Below are 19,871 nucleotides of genomic sequence, written 5' to 3'. Positions count from 1 at the left end.
TCATTCCGCTTCGTTTGTTCACGATAGTAAACGATCAGATGTTTTCCAGATTAATCCCCCGCGTCTTAGGGCCAAAAATCCCGATCACCAGCATCACGATAATCATACTGAGGACGATGAACGCAATCACGCCCTGCGTTCCGGCATATTGCAGGATCAGGCCGATCAAAATACTGCTAAAGACGGTCGACAAACGGCTGAAGGAATAACAGAAACCCACCGCACGGGCGCGGATGTGTGTCGGAAATACCTCGGTCTGATACGCGTGATAACTGAATGTCAGCCATGCGTTGGAATAGGTGATCAGGAAACCACAAATGACCAGCATGACCGGATGAGTCTGAAACGCGAAGAGGGTGCCGAAAATTACCGTCATCAGGGAAGAAAGGACGATTTGCCATTTGTTTTCGATCTTGTCGGCATAACGGCTGCAAATCAGAGAACCCAGCGGATACGCCAGTGTAATAAAGAAGGCGTAAAGCAAACTGTGGGTCACTGTAGTGCCTTTGCCGGAAAGCAGGGCGGGCAGCCAGTTGCCAAAACCAAAGAAACCGATGGCCTGGAAGAAGTTCATTACCGTCAGCATCAGCGTGCGTTTGCGGTATTGAAATGACCAAATTTCCCTGAACGTGCCTTTTCGCGGTAATCCGCTGGCCTGTTCAGGCGCGACATATGCCGGGCTTTCGGCCACGCCGCAGTGTTTTTCCATCGCCGATACGACATTGTGCGCCTCTTCGTTTCTTCCCTGCTGTGCCAGCCACCGGGCGGATTCAGGCAGGTTTTTACGCACAAACCAGATAATCAGTGAACACAGCGCCCCGGCGATTACTACGTAACGCCAGCCTGTGAGGCCGAAGAAAGTCTGCGGAACCAGCCACCAGGACATCAGGGCGACGGCCGGAACCGAGAGGAACTGTATAAAGAAAGCAAACGCAAAGGCTCGGCTTCGCAGATGACTGGGAACCCATTCGGTCAGATAGGTATCAATCGTTACCAGCTCCAGTCCCAGGCCAATCCCGACCAGAAAGCGGCAAAGAATGATCCCCTCCGCGCTGTTCTGGAACGCCATCAGTAATGAAAAACAGCCATACCACGCCAGCGCAAACATAAATGTCATGCGGCGGCCAAACCGGTCAGCGTTAGGTGCCAGCATGCTCGCGCCGAGAAAAAGGCCCAAAAATGTGGAAGATGCGAAGGCGGCCTGATCGGAAATACCGAGTACACCGGCGCTGCCAATATGAAATATGTTTTCTGCGATCAAACCCGAACTAATGTATCCCGTCTGGAAAAGGTCGTAGAGTTCGAAGAATCCACCCAGCGAGAGCAAAATAATAAAACGCCATAGCCCGGCGGAAGCGGGAAGCGAGTCAATTCTGGCTGATAATGTATTGTTATTTAATGTTTTTTGATTTGTTATCCCCTGGTCGGGGGCGCAGGTGTCACTCATTTTATTATTAGCCTCAGTGATTCATCGTATTCATGATCATGCTAATGACTCCCGATCGGATTTAAATATTGAATTTATGTAACGAATAAGAAAATAGAGCATAAAAAACTGCGCAAAAGTGCGTTTTGAAAAGTACAGTTTTATCAGTGCAGAATGTGACGGCGATCGGACTTCCATTTTTAAGCCCGAGAAAGGCCCTTTAAGACAAATTTCTGTGTTTTGGTTGAAAGGTGCGCATACGCACTCACAAACTGGCAACAATCTGGGATTTTCTGGTGCCTGTGTTAGAGTTTAGAGAGAAAAGTATGAAGGCCGGCAGGGCTCTGCGCAGCGATTTGCTGACAAAAAGCGCCCGCTTCAATGCCATGAATCGTCATCACCCTAAACAATGAAAACGCCAAAAGGTTTTTTATGACTCAACTGCCACAAGCCAAGTTTCGCCACGACTATCGTGCGCCGGACTACACCATCACGGATATCGACCTGAATTTCGAGCTTGATGCACAGAAGACCCTTGTGACCGCCGTCAGCCAGATTAAACGACAGGGTGCAGAAGGCGCTCCGCTGGTGCTCAACGGGGAAGATCTGACGCTTATCAGCCTGAAAATTAACGGTCAGGACTGGCCTCAATATCAGTTAAAAGAAGGCGCGCTGGAAATCACTGGCCTGCCTGAAGCGTTCGAACTGGCGATTGTTAACGAAATTCACCCGGCGAAAAACACCGCGCTGGAAGGGCTGTATCTTTCCGGGGAAGCGCTGTGTACTCAGTGTGAAGCCGAAGGTTTCCGCCACATTACCTATTATCTGGATCGCCCGGATGTTCTGGCGCGCTTCACCACCCGAATTGTAGCTGACAAAGCCCGCTATCCTTATCTGCTGTCCAATGGTAACCGGATTGATCAGGGGGAGCTGGAAGGTGGCAAACACTGGATAAAATGGGAAGATCCGTTCCCGAAACCTTGCTACCTGTTTGCGCTGGTTGCTGGTGATTTCGACGTTCTGCGTGATTCTTTCAAAACCCGTTCAGGCCGCGATGTGGCGCTGGAGCTGTTCGTTGACCGCGGCAATCTGGATCGCGCGGGTTGGGCAATGGAATCCCTGAAACAGTCGATGAAATGGGACGAAACCCGCTTCAATCTCGAATACGATCTCGACATCTTCATGATTGTTGCCGTTGATTTCTTCAACATGGGCGCAATGGAAAACAAAGGCCTGAACGTCTTTAACTCCAAATACGTGCTGGCAAAAGCCGAAACTGCGACCGACAAAGATTACCTCGGAATTGAAGCGGTGATCGGCCACGAATACTTCCACAACTGGACCGGTAACCGCGTGACCTGCCGCGACTGGTTCCAGCTGAGCCTGAAAGAAGGCCTGACAGTATTCCGCGATCAGGAATTCAGCTCTGATCTGGGCTCCCGTTCCGTCAACCGTATCGATAACGTCCGCGTTATGCGTGGCGCGCAGTTCTCTGAAGATGCCAGCCCGATGGCGCATCCTATTCGTCCAGAAAAAGTTATCGAAATGAATAACTTCTATACGCTGACTGTGTATGAGAAGGGTTCTGAAGTTATCCGCATGCTGCACACCCTGCTGGGCGAAGAGAAATTCCAGGCCGGAATGCAGCTTTATTTCGAGCGCCACGACGGCAGCGCTGCGACTTGCGACGATTTCGTGCAGGCGATGGAAGATGCCTCGAATGTTGACCTGTCGCTATTCCGCCGCTGGTACAGTCAGTCCGGCACGCCGGTGCTGACCGTGCGCGACGACTACGACGTGGAAAAACAGCAATACACCCTGACCGTCAGCCAGAAAACCCCGCCAACGCCTGATCAGACTGAAAAGCTGCCACTGCATATTCCGCTGGATATCGAACTCTACGATCCGCAGGGCAACGTGATTGCGCTGAAACAAAACGGTCAGACGGTCAGCAACGTGCTGAATGTGACCGAAGCCGCGCAGACCTTCATCTTTGACGATGTGGAATACCCGCCGGTGCCTTCTTTATTACGTGAATTCTCCGCGCCGGTGAAACTCGATTACAAGTGGGGCGATCATCAGCTGACTTTCCTGATGAAGTACGCGCGTAACGATTTCGCCCGCTGGGATGCGGCGCAAAGCCTGCTGGCGATTTACATCAAACTGAACGTGGCACGTCATCAGCAGAAACAGCCTCTGTCTCTTCCGCTGCATGTGGCGGATGCGTTCCGTGCGGTACTGCTGGATGAAAATATTGATCCGGCACTGGCGGCGCAGATCCTGACCCTTCCGTCTGAAAACGAAATTGCAGAACTGTTTGAGATCATCGATCCGGAAGCCATCAGCGCCGTTCACGACGCCATTACCCGCTGCCTGGCAACGGAAATGGCCGATGAATTCCTGGCGGTTTATAACGCCAATCGTCTGCCTGCGTATCGTGTTGTGCATGAAGATATCGGTAAACGTTCACTGCGTAATACCTGCCTGCATTATCTGGCTTTTGAGGATGTTACTCTGGCTGATCAGCAGGTTAAAACCCTGTTTGAGCAGGCCGATAACATGACCGACTCACTGGCCGCAATGGCCGCCGCTGTGTCCGCGCAATTGCCTTGTCGCGAAACACTGCTGGCCGCTTACGACGAGCGCTGGCATCACGATGGCCTGGTTATGGATAAATGGTTTATCCAGCAGGCGACCAGCCCGGCGGCCGATGTGTTGCAGAAAGTACGTTCACTGCTCAACCACCGTTCATTCAGCATGGGCAACCCGAACCGCGTCCGTTCACTGATTGGTGCGTTCGCGTCGGCTAACCCTTCTGCATTCCACGCCGCAGATGGCAGCGGTTATCAGTTCCTGACCGAAATGCTGACCGATCTGAACACGCGTAACCCGCAGGTTGCCGCACGTATGATTGAGCCGCTGATCCGTCTGAAACGTTATGATGCTGGCCGTCAGTCGCAGATGCGTAAGGCACTGGAACAGCTGAAAGGGCTGGAAAATCTGTCCGGTGATTTGTTCGAGAAAATCACCAAAGCGTTAGATGCGTAACTAACCGCAGAAACGCAGTAAGGCAAAAGGGCGATGGAAACATCGCCCTTTTTACATGTTGAGATGACGGGACTTTCCGTCAACTCTGCGCGCGTTTCGCTTCCTGCGGAACGTTCTGCGCAGGCTGTGGCGTCAGCACGCGTTCCAGCACTTCCGCTTCCAGCTCAGCCAGACGGGCAGATCCTTTACGGCGCGGGCGTGGCAAATCAATGGTCAAATCCATGCCAATTTGCCCCTGGTCGATAAGGATCACGCGATCCGCGACCGTGACCGCTTCGCTGACATCATGTGTCACCAGCAAAACGGTGAAATCATGCTGCTGCCATAAACGTTCTATCAGGCTTTGCATTTCAATACGCGTCAGCGCATCGAGCGCACCCAGCGGTTCGTCCAGCAAAAGCAAACGGGGGCGGTGGATCAGCGCCCGTGCCAGCGCCACGCGTTGCTTTTGTCCGCCGGATAACGCCGAAGGCCATTCGTCGGCGCGGTCGGCCAGCCCGACTTCTTCCAGCGCTGCCCGCGCGGCTTCACGCCATTGACCTTTCAAACCCAGCCCGACGTTATCAATCACCTTTTTCCACGGCAGCAGGCGGTCATCCTGAAACATCAACCGTGTATCTTCCCGAACTTCACTCAACGGCGCACTGGCGCTGAGCAGCTCGCCTTGCGTGGTTTTTTCCAGCCCTGCGAGCAGGCGCAGCAGGGTACTTTTCCCGCAACCGCTGCGGCCAACAACGGCCACAAACTGGCCGGGTGGAATACGCAGATTGATATCATTCAGTACGGCGCGGTTGCCGTATTTTTTCGTGATGCCGGATAAGGTGACCGGCGTGCCTTGCCCGATACGTGCAGGTGCGCTCATGCGGCGTCTCCTTGTTTTTTCTGATAGGCCGGGTGCCAGCGTAGCCAGACACTTTCCAGCTGGCGGGCCAGCACATCGGCCAGTTTGCCGAGGATGGCGTACAACACAATGGCCACAACCACGACGTCAGTTTGTAAAAACTCGCGGGCGTTCATCGCCAGATACCCGATGCCTGAATTAGCCGAAATGGTTTCCGCGACGATCAGCGTCAGCCACATAAAGCCCAGCGCAAAACGAACGCCGACCATAATCGACGGCAGCGCGCCCGGTAAAACCACCTGAATAAACAGCGGGAAACCGGATAAACCGTAGCTGCGCGACATTTCCAGCAAACCGCGGTCAATGTTGCGGATGCCGTGATAAGTATTGAGATAAATCGGAAACAGCGTGCCCAGCGCCACCAGGAAAATCTTGGCGGATTCATCGATGCCGAACCACAAAATCACCAGCGGGATCAGGGCCAGATGCGGAATGTTCCGCAGCATTTGCAGCGAGCTGTCGAGCAGACGTTCGCCCCAGCGTGAAAGCCCGGTGATAAAGCCGAGCAGTAAACCCAGACTACCGCCGATGGCAAAACCGGTCAGCGCGCGGAAGGTGCTGATCTTCAGGTTCTGCCAGAGATCGCCGCTTTTGGCCAGTGTCCAGAAGGCTTCCACCACCGCGCTCGGTGCCGGAAGTATGCGGTTAGACAACCAGCCAGCTTCAACCGCCAGCTGCCAGCCGCCGATCAGGACAACCGGAACGACCCAGGGCGCGGCGCGGTTCAGCCAGCGTTGTGATCTCGTCATCTTTATTCTCCTTAATGCTGGCTGGCGGCACGTTTATTCGCAAAATCGTGCGCCACAAGTTCACCGCGCGGCAAAATGGCTTTTTTCACGGTTTGATCGTCTTCGTGTTTTGCCAGATCCAGATGCGGGAATAGCAGCTCGCTGACGCGGTACGCTTCTTCCAGATGCGGATAACCGGAGAAAATAAAGGTATCGATGCCCAGATCGGCATATTCCTGCATGCGGGCCGCAACGGTCGGGCCGTCTCCGACCAGCGCCGTGCCGGCTCCGGTACGCACCAGACCAATGCCTGCCCACAGGTTCGGGTAGATTTCCAGTTTGTTGCGATCGCCGCCGTGCAGGGCGGCCATGCGGTGCTGACCGACGGAATCAGTTTTCGCAAATGCGGCCTGCGCACGCTGAATAGTTTCGTCATCCACGTTGGCAATCAGCTTGTCGGCTGCGCGCCAGGCCTCTTCGTTTGTTTCGCGGACAATCACGTGCAGACGAATACCGAAACGCACGGTACGGCCTTTCGCTGCGGCTTTCGCACGGACCTGCTCGATTTTTTCTTTCACCAGTGCCGGCGGTTCACCCCAGGTGAGATAAAGTTCAACCTGCTCAGCGGCCAGATCCTGCGCTTCGTCAGAAGAACCGCCAAAATACAGCGGCGGACGGGGGTACTGAACTGGCGGGTGCATCAGGCTCGCCCCTTTCACCTGAATGTGTTTGCCTTCGTAATCCACGGTTTCCCCTTCCAGCACACGACGCCAGATACGGGTAAATTCGGCGGACGCTTCGTAGCGTTCCTTGTGATTGAGGTGCAAACCTTCGGCAGCCAGTTCGGTGGGATCACCGCCTGTCACCAGATTAAACAGCGCACGACCGCCGGAAAGCCGGTCCAGCGTGGCGGCCTGACGGGCAGCCAGCGTCGGAGAAATAATCCCCGGACGCAGCGCGACCAGAAATTTCAAACGCTGAGTCACCGAAATCAGTGAGGCGGCCACCAGCCATGAGTCTTCACATGAACGGCCCGTTGGCAGCAATACACCGCCAAAACCCAGGCGGTCGGCGGCCTGTGCGATCTGCTGAAGATAGCCGTGATCGACTACTCGCGCGCCTTCTTCAGTGCCTAAATAACGGCCATCGCCGTGGGTAGGTAAGAACCAAAATACGTTCAGACTCATGTTGTTTTTCCTCTCAATTCGTCACGGGTGCCGCTCAGCGGGCGGCTCAATGAGTGATCAGTTAGCCTGTACAGCGGGCTTCCAGATGCGATCTTTAATCTCAACAGGTTTTGGCAAAATATGGTTTTCATAGAACAAATCGGCGGTTTGCTGTTGGCGTTTTTCCGTTTCAGCACTGACCGGTGTGATTGGCATATCCGGCAGATGATCGAGATAAGACGCCACGACTTTATCCGGCAGCCCCATCGACTGGGAAAGCAGCGTGATGCTTTGCGCACGGTCGGTTTTCGTCAGCGCATTCGCCTGCGTTAACACGTCCAGAACGGCGCTGATAAATTGCGGATTCGCTTCGGTATATTTTTTCGGTGCCAGATAGAAAGAACCGGTCTGGTGCAGCGTGGAACCGTCGGTCAGGACGCGGACATCGCCCTGAACTTCAGCGGCGGAGTAGTACGGATCCCAGATAGCCCAGGCATCGACGTCATGCTGCTGGAAAGCCGCGCGGGCGTCAGCGGGCGTCAGATAAACCGGCTGGATATCGGTGAATTTCAGCCCGGCCTGTTGCAGCGCACGAAGCAGTAAATTGTGCGAGCTGGAGCCTTTTTGGAAAGCCACTTTATGTCCTTTCAGGTCCGCGACAGTTTTAATCGGGCTGTTGCTGTCGACCAGAATAACTTCAGCTTTCGGCTTCGGCGGTTCAGAACCGATATACAGCAAATCCGCGCCCGCGGCCTGCGCGAACAGCGGTGGCAAATCACCGGTTCCGCCCAAATCAATGCTGCCAACGTTCAGTGCTTCCAGGATCTGCGGCCCTGCAGGAAATTCCACCCAGCTGATTTTGGTGTCCGGGAAACGCTTTTCCAGTAACTGATGAGATTTCGCCAGCACCAGGCCGACGGATCCTTTCTGGTAGGCGATGCGTAACTGTGCGGGATCTTTTTCCTGCGCAAGCGCCGCACCGCTTAGCGTCAGGCTGGTCAGCAGCCCGGCAATAACCGGCAGGCGGCGTAATAAAGAGAAGGATGCTGGCATGGTTAATTCCTTTTAAAGTTAAACGCGTAATGCCTGAGCAGAAAGGGACGCGACTGACGGCGCCAGCGGGCGGCGGCGGCTGAGTGCCAGATAGAAGTTCTCCAGCGATTCGGTCAGACGCTCTTCAAGTGCGGGATCAAGCTTCGCCGGGTAACTCTGGTAATCGGTGATCAGGCTGTCATCGGCGAAAACGCCCTGCAAAACTTCCTGGGCCTTGAGCGACGCCAGTACCGGTTTGAGCGCGTAATCCACGGCGAGCATGTGGCCGATCGAACCGGCGGTGGCCAGCGGCAGTACAACTTTATGGTCGAGCGCGCGTTCCGGCAGCAAATCCAGCAATGTTTTCAGTGCACCGGAAAACGAGGCTTTATAGACCGGCGTTGCCACGATCAATCCATCGGCGCTTGCCAGTTCAGCAGTCAGCTGTTTGAGCTGCGGGCTGGCGAAATTTGCGAAAAGCAGGTCGTCAGCAGAAAAATCCTGAATCGTATAGGTGAAAACCTCGACGCCGCGGCTTGCCAGCCACTGATGGCTGAGCGCCAGCAGGGAGGAAGAACGTGAAGGTTGTCGCGGGCTGCCTGCGATTGTTATAACGCGCATCTCTCTTCCTTATAACAAAAAGTAATAGAACCATTATTTTCTTTAACAAAGTGGAGTAAACGTAACAGGGGGACGCTGCGCACCGGAAATCTCAATTTTGGCTATGAATAGTTTGAAAACGGATAAAGCAGGGATGAAGCGGGCGCGGGGGGAATAAAAGTAAAATTAAGGTAAATAAAAAGTAATCGTTTGCGTACGGAAACAATTATTGTGCCAATCCGCTGGTTATCGTTTCCAATTGCCTGACGCTTAGTCGATAATACCGCCCCGTCTAGCCACCGGGAATCCAGGAGTCTCCATGTATTATCCTTTTGTCAGGAAAGCACTGTTTCAGCTCGATCCAGAACGCGCCCACGAGTTAACCTTCCGCCAGTTAAGCCGCATCTCCGGCACCCCACTTGAGTTTTTAATTCGTCAGTCCGTTCCGGCCAAACCGGTGACCTGCATGGGATTAACTTTTAAGAACCCGCTGGGGCTGGCTGCTGGCCTGGATAAAGACGGCGAATGTATTGATGCACTCGGCGCAATGGGATTTGGTTTTGTGGAAGTGGGAACCGTGACACCGCGCGCGCAGGCGGGTAATGATAAGCCACGTTTATTTCGCATCGTTGAGGCAGAAGGCCTGATTAACCGCATGGGTTTCAATAACCACGGCGTGGATAATCTGGTGAATAACGTCAAAAAATCCCATTTTGACGGCATCCTGGGGATTAATATCGGCAAGAATAAAGATACTCCGGTCGAGCAGGGTAAAGATGATTATCTGACCTGTATGGAAAAGGTATATCCGTACGCGGGTTATATCGCGGTGAATATTTCTTCACCAAACACGCCGGGATTACGTTCACTGCAATACGGCGAAGCGCTGGATGATTTACTGGCGGCGATTAAAAATAAGCAGCTTGAACTTCAGCAACGTCATCAGAAATATGTGCCGGTTGCTGTGAAGATCGCGCCGGATCTTTCTGAGGAAGAATTGATCCAAATAGCCGACAGTCTGGTGCGTCATAATATGGATGGTGTGATTGCGACTAACACGACGCTCGATCGTAAACTGATCCAGGGCCTTAATAATTGTGATCAGGTAGGCGGACTAAGCGGTCGCCCGCTGCAACTGCGCAGCACAGAAATTATCCGTATGCTGTCAAATGAATTACAAGGTCGTCTGCCTGTTATTGGCGTCGGTGGCATTGATTCCCTGACGGCAGCGCGTGAAAAAATGGCAGCCGGTGCATCATTAATTCAAATCTATTCCGGATTTATCTTCCGCGGACCAGGTTTGATCAAAGATATTGTTACTCACCTCTGATATTTTTCATCCTTAAGGCGAGTCAGGGGTTTATTTATTAACCCGGCTCGTCTATATTTTGTCCACTGACCATTATTCAGGCTCAGGATTTGTCTGATACCCGTTCGTAATAAAAAATTCTATTCTTATCGGATCAGGTAACAATAGAACATCACGAACAAACAGGCAGAGGGCATCGCGCAAACAGGATGACGAAATGAAAATCAAACCAGATGATAATTGGCGTTGGTATTTTGATACTGAACATGACCGGCTTATGTTGGATCTCGCTAATGGCATGATTTTCCGTTCCCGATTCCCCGCTAAAATGTTAACGCCGGATGCGTTCGGCGATATGTCATTTTGTGTCGATGATGCGGCGCTGTATTTTGATTTCGAAGAGCAGTGCAAACATATTCGCCTGGCCGCCGAGCAGCGCGCCGAATTAGTATTAAATGCATTAGTCGCCTTTCGCTTTTTAAAACCGCTGATGCCTAAGAGCTGGCATTTCAGTCAGCAACATCGTCCTTTCCAGCCAGCAAACGGTCAGCTTGCGCAGGTGCAGGTAATGGAAAGTGGTGAGCAGGCGACATTACTGGTGGTTGAGTCCGGCGATAACGCCAGTCTGTGCCTGCTGGCGCAGGAACGTCTGACAGTGGCAGGGCGCGGGATGGTGTTAGGTGATGCGATCAAAGTGATGCATGACCGGTTGATGCCAGCGGCATTCCGGGTAGACAGCGATGTCTACGATCAGGCAGTTTAAGTTCTTTAATTCCGGTTTAAACTGCCTGACTCTGCATTAACTGCGTTTTCTAGCCGATGATAATATCTGAGGCCGGAATACAGCTGCACGACAATATCATTCCGTCTTTGCCCACTGCGCTTTCTTTCAGCGGCGAAACTTTTCCCTCTTGTAATGTCATTTTGCAGGCACCACATATTCCCGCACGACACGAATATGGGATCCGTAATCCCTGCAATTCCAGTTGTTCGAGCAAAATCTGCTGATTATTCCCGGTAAACTGCGTGCCCTGATAATTGATGGTCACGTCCTGCGCAGTGCTTTTCGGTGCGTCGACGTTTTCAACCACTTCACCTGCGCCGTAAGGCCGCGGTGGTTTGGTGGCCAGCACCTCAACGCTGTCGCCCGCTCGGATCACGCCGGTATTTCGCGCAATCATATTCTGGCCGAAATCCACGTCGCCATCGCTGGCAGTACGGTAGCCCTGCAAGGTCTTCAGCGGTTCGCCACGCGGATGTTTACGTCCGCGCTCAATGCTGACCGTGGTGAAAATACAGCGGCTGCACGGTTTGACCAGATCGAAAATGACTTCGCCGATGCGGATCGTCTGCCAGGTATCTTCGGCATAAGCTTCGGTGCCACTGACCACAATGTTGGGCCGGAATTGCTCAATGCGTACCCCCCCCGGACAGCGGCGCTGTAAATCCTGCATCGACGCTTCATTGATCAGCAGATACGGGAAGCCGTCGGCAAACGACAACGGGACTTCCGGATGTTTTTTCACACGGCGCGTCGGCTCTTCGCCAACCCAGCGAAGCTGGACGTCACGCTTTAAATAAGCACTTAACCAGCGATTTACCGGTTCCGGCGCGATGAGTGAGGTAAACTGATTGCCCCAGACTTCTGTCGGAGAGTTTTCACCGGCGAATTCACGGAATTTTACGCTGATGCTGTCACCTTCTGGCGCAGAGATCATCAGGCCATCGGGCAGGATCACCGGGGTGAACAGGACAAGGTTGGGATACTGGCGGGCCGTAATAAAAGTGCCTTGCGTATCGGTAATCATGAACTGGCGGTCGAACGTCAGTCCTGTTGCTGTAACCAGTGCGTGGGAGACTTGCAGACCACGCATGGATTTGACCGGGTGTACGAATAAACGTGAAAGAATGGGCACTGAACGTCGCCTCTCTGTATATAAAGTCTTAAAGAGAACCAGAGACTTTATGACAAGCGGTGGGGATTAGCTATAATGCGCAACAATTTTATTTTTGGTGATATGTCGATATGAACTCTTTGTTTGCCAGCACGGCGCGTGGACTGGAAGAACTGTTAAAAAGCGAACTGGAAACGCTGGGTGCGCAAGCCTGCAAAGTTGTGCAGGGAGGGGTACATTTTGAAGGTGACGATCGCCTGATGTATCGGAGCTTACTGTGGAGCCGTCTGGCTTCGCGCATCCTGTTACCGCTGAACGAATTCAAAGTTCACAGCGATCTGGATCTTTACCTCGGCGTGATGGCGATTGACTGGCCGTCCGTGTTTGGAGTGGAAAAAACGTTTGCCGTGCATTTCAGCGGCCTGAACGACGAAATCCGTAACAGCCAGTATGGCGCGTTGAAAGTGAAAGACGCCATCGTTGACAGTTTTACCCGCAAAATGGACGAACGTCCGAATGTGGCAAAACAGCAACCGGACATCCGCGTTAACGTGTTTCTGCAACGTGATACTGCCAGCGTCGCGCTGGATCTCAGCGGCGAAGGCCTGCATCAGCGCGGCTATCGTGACCTGACCGGCCAGGCTCCGCTGAAAGAAAACCTGGCCGCGGCTATCGTGATGCGTTCTGGCTGGCAGGCGGGTACGCCAATGGTCGACCCGATGTGTGGTTCCGGTACGTTGCTGATTGAAGCAGCCATGATTGCCGCCGATCGCGCGCCGGGCCTGCATCGCCAGCACTGGGGCTTTACCGGCTGGAGCAAATTTGACGCTGAACTGTGGCGTGAACTGACTGCCGAAGCGCAGGTTCGTACCCGCCGTGGCGTTCAGGAAACATCATCACGCTTCTTCGGCTCTGATATCGACCGTCGCGTTATCGAGATGGCACGTGCCAACGCCCGTCGCGCGGGTGTGGCAGAATTGATCAGCTTTGACGCTGCCGAAGTCGGCAAACTGGTGAATCCGCTGCCGGAAGGCCCGACCGGGACGGTGATCAGCAATCCGCCATACGGCGAGCGTCTGGAAAGCGAACCGGCGCTGATTGCGTTGCACAACATGCTTGGCCGCATTATGAAGACACAGTTTGGCGGCTGGCAGCTCTCCTTATTCAGTGCGTCACCTGAGTTGTTAAGTTGTCTCCAGCTGCGCGCTGAGCGCCAGTTCAAAGCGAAAAACGGCCCGCTGGAATGTGTGCAGAAAAACTACCAGCTGGCGGAAAACCCGACCGGCGCGGCAGGTGCGCAAATGGCAGAAGATTACGCCAACCGCCTCCGGAAAAATGTTAAGAAACTGGAGAAATGGGCCAAACAGCAGGGCATCGAATGCTATCGTCTGTATGACGCCGATTTGCCGGACTACAACGTGGCGGTTGACCGCTACGGCAGCAAAGTTGTGGTTCAGGAATATGCGCCACCGAAAACGGTTGATGCGCAGAAAGCCCGTCAGCGTTTGTTCGACGTGATTAACGCCACGATGTCCGTCTTGGATATTTCTTCCAGCCAGCTGATCCTGAAAACCCGTGAACGTCAGAAAGGCACCAGCCAGTACGAGAAACTGGCACAGAAGGGTGAGTTCCTGCTGGTTGAGGAATTCGACGCTAAACTGTGGGTTAACCTGACGGATTATCTCGACACCGGTTTGTTCCTGGATCACCGTATTGCCCGCAAAATGCTCGGCGAAATGAGTAAAGGAAAAGACTTCCTGAACCTGTTCGCGTACACCGGCACGGCCAGCGTTCACGCCGGTCTGGGCGGTGCGCGGAGCACAACCACGGTAGATATGTCCCGTACCTATCTGGAATGGGCAGAGAAAAACCTGCGTGCCAATGGCCTGACCGGCCGTCAGCACCGCCTGATTCAGGCAGATTGCCTGTCTTATCTGGGCATGTGTGATGAACAATTCGATGTGATCTTTATCGATCCACCGACGTTCTCCAACTCGAAACGTATGGCCGACAGTTTTGACGTTCAGCGCGATCATCTGGCATTAATGAAAGATCTGAAACGCATTTTACGTCGCAACGGCACCATTATGTTCTCGAACAACAAGCGCGGCTTCCAGATGGATCTCGACGGACTGAGCAAACTGGGGCTGACCGCCAAAGAAATCACCAGCCAAACCCTGTCACAGGATTTCGCCCGTAACCGTCAAATTCATAACTGCTGGCTGCTGTCCCACGCCGGCGAGGAAAAATAAAGTTTATGTCGTTAATTAGTATGTCAGGTGCCTGGCTGTCATTCAGTGACTCGCCGCTATTGGATAACACCGAATTACACATCGAGCCGAACGAACGCGTCTGTCTGGTTGGCCGTAACGGCGCCGGTAAATCGACGCTGATGAAAATCCTTAACCGAGAAGTGCCGCTGGATGACGGCCGTATCGTGTATGAGCAGGACCTGATTGTTGCGCGTCTGCAGCAGGATCCGCCGCGTAACGTTGAAGGCACGGTCTTTGATTTCGTTTCTGAAGGCGTGTTCGAGCAGGCTGAATATCTGAAGGCGTATCACGCCATTTCGCATCTGGTTGAAACCGATCCGAGCGAAAAGAACATGAACAAACTGGCGCAGGTGATGGAGATCCTCGATCACCAGGGCCTGTGGCAGCTCGACAGCCGCATTAATGAAGTGCTGCTGAAACTGGGTCTGGACGCGGATACAGAGCTTAAATCTCTGTCCGGCGGCTGGTTGCGTAAAGCTGCGCTGGGCCGTGCGCTGGTCAGCGCGCCGCACATTTTACTGCTCGATGAACCAACCAACCATCTTGATATCGAAAGTATCGCCTGGCTGGAAGATTTCCTGAAAGAGTTCCAGGGCAGCATTATCTTCATTTCCCATGACCGTTCTTTCATCCGTAACATGGCGACCCGTATTGTCGATCTCGATCGCGGCAAACTGGTGTCTTATCCGGGTAACTACGAAGAATACCTGCTGGCGAAAGAAGAAGCCCTGCGCGTTGAAGAATTGCAGAACGCAGAGTTCGACAAAAAACTGGCACAGGAAGAAGTGTGGATCCGCCAGGGCATCAAGGCACGTCGTACCCGTAACGAAGGCCGCGTTCGCGCATTGAAAGCCTTACGTCAGGAGCGTTCTGAACGTCGCGAAGTCATGGGCACCGCTAAGATGCAGGTCGTTGAAGCTTCGACTTCGGGCAAGATTGTCTTCGAAATGGAAGATGTCAGCTACGCGATTGCCGGTAAGCAACTGGTGAGCCACTTCTCCGCGCAGGTGATGCGTGGCGATAAAATTGCGCTGGTTGGCCCGAACGGCTGTGGTAAAACCACCTTGCTTAAACTGATGTTAAGTCAGATTAAGGCCGACAGCGGTCGCGTTCACTGCGGCACCAAGCTGGAAGTGGCGTACTTCGACCAGCACCGCGCCGAGCTTGATCCGGAACGTACAGTGATGGACAACCTCGCTGAAGGTAAGCAGGAAGTGATGGTGAATGGCCGTGCACGCCACGTGCTGGGCTATCTGCAAGACTTCCTGTTCCATCCGAAACGTGCAATGACGCCGGTAAAAGCGCTGTCCGGCGGCGAACGTAACCGTCTGCTGCTGGCAAAACTGTTCCTGCGTCCAAGCAACCTGTTGATCCTCGATGAACCGACCAACGACCTGGATGTGGAAACGCTGGAACTGCTGGAAGAGATGATCGACAGCTATCAGGGCACCGTGATGCTGGTGAGCCATGACCGTGAATTTGTTGATAACTCGGCCACCGAATGCTGGATTTATGAAGGCAACGGCGTGATTAACAGCTATGTGGGCGGTTATTTTGACGCACAGCATCAGCGTCGTAACCAGAAGCCAATTCGTCAGGCTGTTGTCACGGAAAATAAACCGGCGGCGCAACCAAAAGCAGAACCGGCCAAACGCACGGCAAATAAGCTCAGCTATAATCAACAGCGTGAACTGGAACAATTGCCTCTGCAAATCAGCGCACTGGAAGAAAAAATTGAAGCCCTGCAACAGAAGATGAGTGATGCTGATTTCTTCACACTTCCTCATGAAGAAACACAGAAAGTGCTCACTGCTTTTGCTGCCGCAGAGCTGGAATTAGAGCAGGCGTTTGAACGTTGGGAAGCGCTGGAAGCGCAGAAAAACGGCTAACACTGCATTACGATTGGCAACCGGCGTAATGGAAATCCGGTTGCCACTATCCTTTGCCTTTGCGCTGTTGAGGAGTCGATAGTGTGTTTTGACGCCCATGACAATGACCCGCACATCCTGTGTCCCCAATGCGACATTCTGGTGGCCATACCTGGTCTGAAAATAGGGCAAAAGGCCGTTTGTCCCCGTTGCCATACGACGCTGACAACCCGCTGGAATGAGCCACGCAGACGTCCTGTCGGTTATGCAATCAGCGCATTATTCATGCTGTTGCTGGCCAACCTTTTTCCTTTCGTCAATATGAACGTTGCCGGGCTGAGCAGTGAAGTGACACTGGTGCAGATCCCGCAGGTTTTGGTTTCTGAAGATTACGCCAGTATGGCGTCTCTGTTTATGATCGTGGTGCAACTGCTTCCGGCGGTTTGCATGCTCTCGATTATCCTCCTTTGCTACGGCAACAAAATTCCGGTTCACTGGAAAGTGAGCATCGCGCGCACGCTGTTTCGGCTGAAAAGCTGGTGCATGGTGGAGATTTTTCTCGCCGGTGTGTTGGTGAGTTTCGTCAAACTGATGGCGTACGGTGATGTGGGGATTGGCACCAGCTTTATCCCCTACGTTTTGTTTTGCCTGCTGCAACTGCGCGCGTTTCAGTGCACCGATCGCTTCTGGATGTGGGAACACATCGAACCCGCACCTGAACTTGTTCAGCCGTTACGGGTAGGCGAGAGCGGTTTGCGCCAGGGGCTGCGCTCCTGCCATTGCTGCATGGCGATTCTGCCTGCGGAGCAGGAAGTGTGCGGGCGCTGTAAAAGCAAAGGCCACGCGCGACGTAAAAATAGTCTGCAATGGACGATGGCCCTGCTGGTGACGTCTATTTTGTTATATCTCCCGGCCAATATGCTGCCGATTATGATCACGCAGGTTCTCGGGAATCCGATGCCTTCAACGATCATGGCCGGTGTTGTGCTGCTGTGGAGTGACGGCTCTTACCCTGTGGCAATGGTGATTTTCATCGCCAGTATTATGGTGCCGACATTAAAAATGATCGCCATTGCCTGGCTGTGCTGGGATGCCAACAGTAATAAGCAAATCGACAGGGAAAGGTTGCATGTCATTTATGAAGTTGTTGAGTTTGTTGGCCGCTGGTCAATGATTGACGTGTTTGTTATTGCGGTGCTGTCAGCCCTGGTAAGAATGGGGCAACTGATGAGTATATATCCGGATATCGGCGCGCTGCTGTTTGCAGGCGTTGTCATTCTCACGATGTTCGCCGCCATGACGTTTGACCCAAGGCTCATTTGGGATCGCGCTGGAATGAAGTCTGCAAAGGAGCCACAAGATGGCAGGAAATAACATGGCAGAACACGACGGAACTGCCAAAGTCGAAAAAATTAAACGCTGGTCTCCGGTGTGGATTGTGCCGATTGTTACGGCACTGATCGGGGCCTGGATCCTGTTTTATCACTACAGCCATCAGGGCCCGGTAGTCACGCTCATCACTACTACCGCGGAAGGCATTGAAGGCGGCAAAACCACCATCAAAAGTCGCAACGTGGACGTGGGCAAAGTGGAGACGGTCACGCTCAGCGACGACCTCCAGCAGGTCATCATCAAAGCCCGTCTCAATACCGGTATGGAAAAAATGCTGCGTGGCGATTCCGTATTTTGGGTGGTCAAACCACAAATCGGGCGCGAGGGTGTTTCCGGCCTCGGTACGTTGTTGTCCGGCGCATATATTCAGCTACAGCCCGGTAGTAAAGGTGGCGAGAAAGAAGAATATAAGCTGGACGATTCACCACCGCTGGCGTCACCGGATGCGAAAGGCGTCCGTGTTATTCTGGAAAGCGAGCGTTCAGGGCAACTGAATCCGGGCGATCCGGTGCTGTTCCGTGGTTATCAGGTCGGTACGGTTGAAACCAGCCACTTTGATCCTAAAGCCCGTAACATCAAATATCAGCTTTTTGTCCGTGCGCCATACGACACGCTGGTGACCGACAATGTGCGTTTCTGGAAAGACAGCGGAGTGAATTTCGACATGTCCGCCGCCGGTATGCGTGTGGAGATGGGGTCACTGACGACGCTGTTTAGCGGAGGCGTAAGCTTCGATATTCCGAACGGCTGGACGCAGGGCGCTGAAGCGAAAAATGGCGATAACTATCAGCTGTTTGACGATCAGAAAAGTATTCAGGAATCACTGTATACGCGTCATATGGACTACGTGATGTTCTTCTCGGATTCCATCCGTGGGCTGCAAAAAGGCGCGCCAGTAGAATTCCGCGGTATTCGTCTCGGTACTGTGGCCGAAGTGCCGTTCCCGATGAATGTGCTTAATCAGCAAATGTCAGATGATTACCGCATTCCGATCCTGATCCGTATCGAACCAGACCGCTTCGCACAGTTGTTGGGCAGCAATTTCAATATTGACGATCATATCCGCGACGGCATCGCACATGGTCTGCGCGCCTCCATGAAATCAGCCAACCTGCTGACCGGGGCGATGTATATCGATCTGGATTTCTATCCGAACGAGAAACCGTGGAAAGGGCCGCTGGAAATTGCCGGACATAAACTGCTGCCGACCGTGAGCGGCGGGTTTGCGCAAATCCAGCAGAAACTGATGACGACACTGGATAAAATCAACAATCTGCCAATTGAGCCGATGATGCGTGAAGCGACCAGCACGCTGGCTGAAAGCCAGAGAACGATGAAATCTACGCAGAAAACCATTGAGTCCCTGAACGCGATTGTCTCGAGCAAAGAGATGAAAAATCTGCCTGCGGATATGCAGCAGACGCTCATTCAGCTTAACCGTAGCCTGAAAGGCTTCCAGCCTGGCTCACCGGCCTACGGCAATCTGGTTGGCGATATGCAGAGTCTGGATAAAACGCTGCGTGAGCTTCAGCCGGTATTGAAAACGCTGAATCAGAAAAGTAATGCACTGATTTTCGCCGCCCCAGGGCAAGATGATCCTCAGCCGAAGAAGGCCAAATAATGATGAAATGGATACCTGTCGTCTTAGTATTATTCCTGTCTGCATGCAGCAGCAGTAACGAGAAAACGTATTACCAGTTGCCGGTACTTAGCAGCACGCCAGTGGCGGGCAGCACGATGGCATCCGGTTCAACCGCGCAGCGTCACTTGTGGGTAGAACGGGTGAGTGTGGCTGATTATCTGGCGGGAACCGGGTTGGTTTACCAGACCAATGATGTGCAATATACACTGACTCAGAATAACCTCTGGGCCAGCCCGCTGGATCAGCAGCTTCAGCAATCCCTGGTGACCTATCTGCGCCGAGATTTGCCGGGCTTCCTGGTTTCTTCGCAGGCGGGCGGTTCTGACGATCAGGATGTGCTGAACGTGAATGTCACCGGCTTCCATGGCCGCTACGATGGTATCGTGGTGGTCAGCGGCAGCTGGACGTTGACGCACGCTGGGCAGACAGTTCAGCGTGATTTCGCGCTGAACCTGAAACAAAACGAAGACGGTTATGATGCACTGGTCAGAACGCTGGCGACAGGCTGGCAGCAAGAAGCAGGCCAGATTGCATCACAGATAAGATGACAATTTTTTAAGCTTAATATTTTTTAAGTTAAAGACAAAAAAT

General features: G+C 53.2%; 15 protein-coding genes. 8 read left to right on the top strand and 7 right to left on the bottom strand.

The features are described from left to right. Positions 1-34 precede the first annotated feature (34 nt). Positions 35-1,447: an MFS transporter gene (locus J8X26_RS08115; protein ID WP_208950624.1), complete on the bottom strand. Its 1,413-nt coding sequence runs from the start codon at positions 1,445-1,447 to the stop codon at positions 35-37. Between the two features lie 411 nt (positions 1,448-1,858). Between J8X26_RS08115 and pepN the strand changes: the two genes are divergently transcribed. Further along, positions 1,859-4,474: an aminopeptidase N gene (gene pepN / locus J8X26_RS08110; protein ID WP_208950623.1), complete on the top strand. Its 2,616-nt coding sequence runs from the start codon at positions 1,859-1,861 to the stop codon at positions 4,472-4,474. Positions 4,475-4,553: 79 nt separating this feature from the next. On the opposite strand, the gene ssuB is transcribed toward pepN, so the two are convergent. From ssuB to ssuE, 5 genes are read right to left on the bottom strand one after another with little or no spacing between them, the layout of a single operon-like run. Then, positions 4,554-5,336, bottom strand: a complete 783-nt coding sequence (gene ssuB, locus J8X26_RS08105) for an aliphatic sulfonates ABC transporter ATP-binding protein (RefSeq protein WP_152324144.1) — start codon at positions 5,334-5,336, stop codon at positions 4,554-4,556. Further along, positions 5,333-6,124, bottom strand: coding sequence for an aliphatic sulfonate ABC transporter permease SsuC (gene ssuC / locus J8X26_RS08100; protein WP_152324143.1), 792 nt, complete (start codon positions 6,122-6,124; stop codon positions 5,333-5,335). The genes ssuB and ssuC overlap by 4 nt, the downstream gene beginning before the upstream one ends. Before the next feature lie 11 nt (positions 6,125-6,135). Then, the gene (gene ssuD / locus J8X26_RS08095) at positions 6,136-7,290 is read right to left on the bottom strand and encodes an FMNH2-dependent alkanesulfonate monooxygenase (protein WP_165058078.1); all 1,155 of its coding nucleotides are present in this window, start codon (positions 7,288-7,290) and stop codon (positions 6,136-6,138) included. 57 nt (positions 7,291-7,347) lie between these two features. Beyond that, positions 7,348-8,322: a sulfonate ABC transporter substrate-binding protein gene (locus J8X26_RS08090; protein WP_152324141.1), complete on the bottom strand. Its 975-nt coding sequence runs from the start codon at positions 8,320-8,322 to the stop codon at positions 7,348-7,350. A gap of 18 nt (positions 8,323-8,340) precedes the next feature. Continuing rightward, the gene (ssuE, locus tag J8X26_RS08085; RefSeq protein WP_152324140.1) at positions 8,341-8,922 is read right to left on the bottom strand and encodes an NADPH-dependent FMN reductase; all 582 of its coding nucleotides are present in this window, start codon (positions 8,920-8,922) and stop codon (positions 8,341-8,343) included. A 298-nt stretch (positions 8,923-9,220) separates the two neighbouring features. On the opposite strand from ssuE, the gene pyrD reads away from it, so the two are divergent. Together pyrD and J8X26_RS08075 are read left to right on the top strand one after the other, a co-directional pair. Next, positions 9,221-10,231: a quinone-dependent dihydroorotate dehydrogenase gene (gene pyrD / locus J8X26_RS08080; RefSeq protein WP_152324139.1), complete on the top strand. Its 1,011-nt coding sequence runs from the start codon at positions 9,221-9,223 to the stop codon at positions 10,229-10,231. Between the two features lie 196 nt (positions 10,232-10,427). Beyond that, on the top strand, positions 10,428-10,973 hold the full coding sequence (locus J8X26_RS08075) for a cell division protein ZapC (protein WP_152324138.1): 546 nt from the start codon (positions 10,428-10,430) through the stop codon (positions 10,971-10,973). A 49-nt stretch (positions 10,974-11,022) separates the two neighbouring features. On the opposite strand, the gene J8X26_RS08070 is transcribed toward J8X26_RS08075, so the two are convergent. Further along, positions 11,023-12,126: a YcbX family protein gene (locus tag J8X26_RS08070; protein ID WP_208950622.1), complete on the bottom strand. Its 1,104-nt coding sequence runs from the start codon at positions 12,124-12,126 to the stop codon at positions 11,023-11,025. A 110-nt stretch (positions 12,127-12,236) separates the two neighbouring features. Between J8X26_RS08070 and rlmKL the strand changes: the two genes are divergently transcribed. The 5 genes from rlmKL to pqiC all read left to right on the top strand — a co-directional run bounded on the left by rlmKL (position 12,237) and on the right by pqiC (position 19,828). Continuing rightward, a complete protein-coding gene (gene rlmKL, locus J8X26_RS08065; protein ID WP_152324136.1) occupies positions 12,237-14,357 on the top strand; it encodes a bifunctional 23S rRNA (guanine(2069)-N(7))-methyltransferase RlmK/23S rRNA (guanine(2445)-N(2))-methyltransferase RlmL in 2,121 nt (706 codons plus the stop codon). A gap of 5 nt (positions 14,358-14,362) precedes the next feature. Then, complete coding sequence (locus tag J8X26_RS08060) at positions 14,363-16,267, top strand: ABC transporter ATP-binding protein (RefSeq protein ID WP_208950621.1); 1,905 nt, start codon at positions 14,363-14,365, stop codon at positions 16,265-16,267. A gap of 81 nt (positions 16,268-16,348) precedes the next feature. Next, entirely contained in the window at positions 16,349-17,620 is a 1,272-nt protein-coding gene (pqiA, locus tag J8X26_RS08055; RefSeq protein WP_208950620.1) for a membrane integrity-associated transporter subunit PqiA, read from the top strand. Then, the gene (gene pqiB / locus J8X26_RS08050; RefSeq protein ID WP_371819761.1) at positions 17,607-19,259 is read left to right on the top strand and encodes an intermembrane transport protein PqiB; all 1,653 of its coding nucleotides are present in this window, start codon (positions 17,607-17,609) and stop codon (positions 19,257-19,259) included. The genes pqiA and pqiB overlap by 14 nt, the downstream gene beginning before the upstream one ends. Continuing rightward, positions 19,259-19,828, top strand: coding sequence for a membrane integrity-associated transporter subunit PqiC (gene pqiC, locus J8X26_RS08045; RefSeq protein WP_208950619.1), 570 nt, complete (start codon positions 19,259-19,261; stop codon positions 19,826-19,828). The genes pqiB and pqiC overlap by 1 nt, the downstream gene beginning before the upstream one ends. Positions 19,829-19,871: the final 43 nt, after the last annotated feature.

The sequence above is a fragment of the Rahnella sp. ChDrAdgB13 genome (assembly GCF_017655185.1).
GTDB classification, from domain to species: domain Bacteria; phylum Pseudomonadota; class Gammaproteobacteria; order Enterobacterales; family Enterobacteriaceae; genus Rahnella; species Rahnella contaminans.
Note: the sequence above shows the minus strand (reverse complement) of the source record. Positions and strands in the feature narration are given on the sequence as shown.

Bases quoted from the DNA above. Each gene is read 5' to 3' on its own strand.
- J8X26_RS08115 (WP_208950624.1), bottom strand. From the start codon at position 1,447: ATGAGTGACACCTGCGCCCCCGACCAGGGGATAACAAATCAAAAAACA.
- pepN (WP_208950623.1), top strand. From the start codon at position 1,859: ATGACTCAACTGCCACAAGCCAAGTTTCGCCACGACTATCGTGCGCCG.
- ssuB (WP_152324144.1), bottom strand. From the start codon at position 5,336: ATGAGCGCACCTGCACGTATCGGGCAAGGCACGCCGGTCACCTTATCC.
- ssuC (WP_152324143.1), bottom strand. From the start codon at position 6,124: ATGACGAGATCACAACGCTGGCTGAACCGCGCCGCGCCCTGGGTCGTT.
- ssuD (WP_165058078.1), bottom strand. From the start codon at position 7,290: ATGAGTCTGAACGTATTTTGGTTCTTACCTACCCACGGCGATGGCCGT.
- J8X26_RS08090 (WP_152324141.1), bottom strand. From the start codon at position 8,322: ATGCCAGCATCCTTCTCTTTATTACGCCGCCTGCCGGTTATTGCCGGG.
- ssuE (WP_152324140.1), bottom strand. From the start codon at position 8,922: ATGCGCGTTATAACAATCGCAGGCAGCCCGCGACAACCTTCACGTTCT.
- pyrD (WP_152324139.1), top strand. From the start codon at position 9,221: ATGTATTATCCTTTTGTCAGGAAAGCACTGTTTCAGCTCGATCCAGAA.
- J8X26_RS08075 (WP_152324138.1), top strand. From the start codon at position 10,428: ATGAAAATCAAACCAGATGATAATTGGCGTTGGTATTTTGATACTGAA.
- rlmKL (WP_152324136.1), top strand. From the start codon at position 12,237: ATGAACTCTTTGTTTGCCAGCACGGCGCGTGGACTGGAAGAACTGTTA.
- J8X26_RS08060 (WP_208950621.1), top strand. From the start codon at position 14,363: ATGTCGTTAATTAGTATGTCAGGTGCCTGGCTGTCATTCAGTGACTCG.
- pqiB (WP_371819761.1), top strand. From the start codon at position 17,607: ATGGCAGGAAATAACATGGCAGAACACGACGGAACTGCCAAAGTCGAA.
- pqiC (WP_208950619.1), top strand. From the start codon at position 19,259: ATGATGAAATGGATACCTGTCGTCTTAGTATTATTCCTGTCTGCATGC.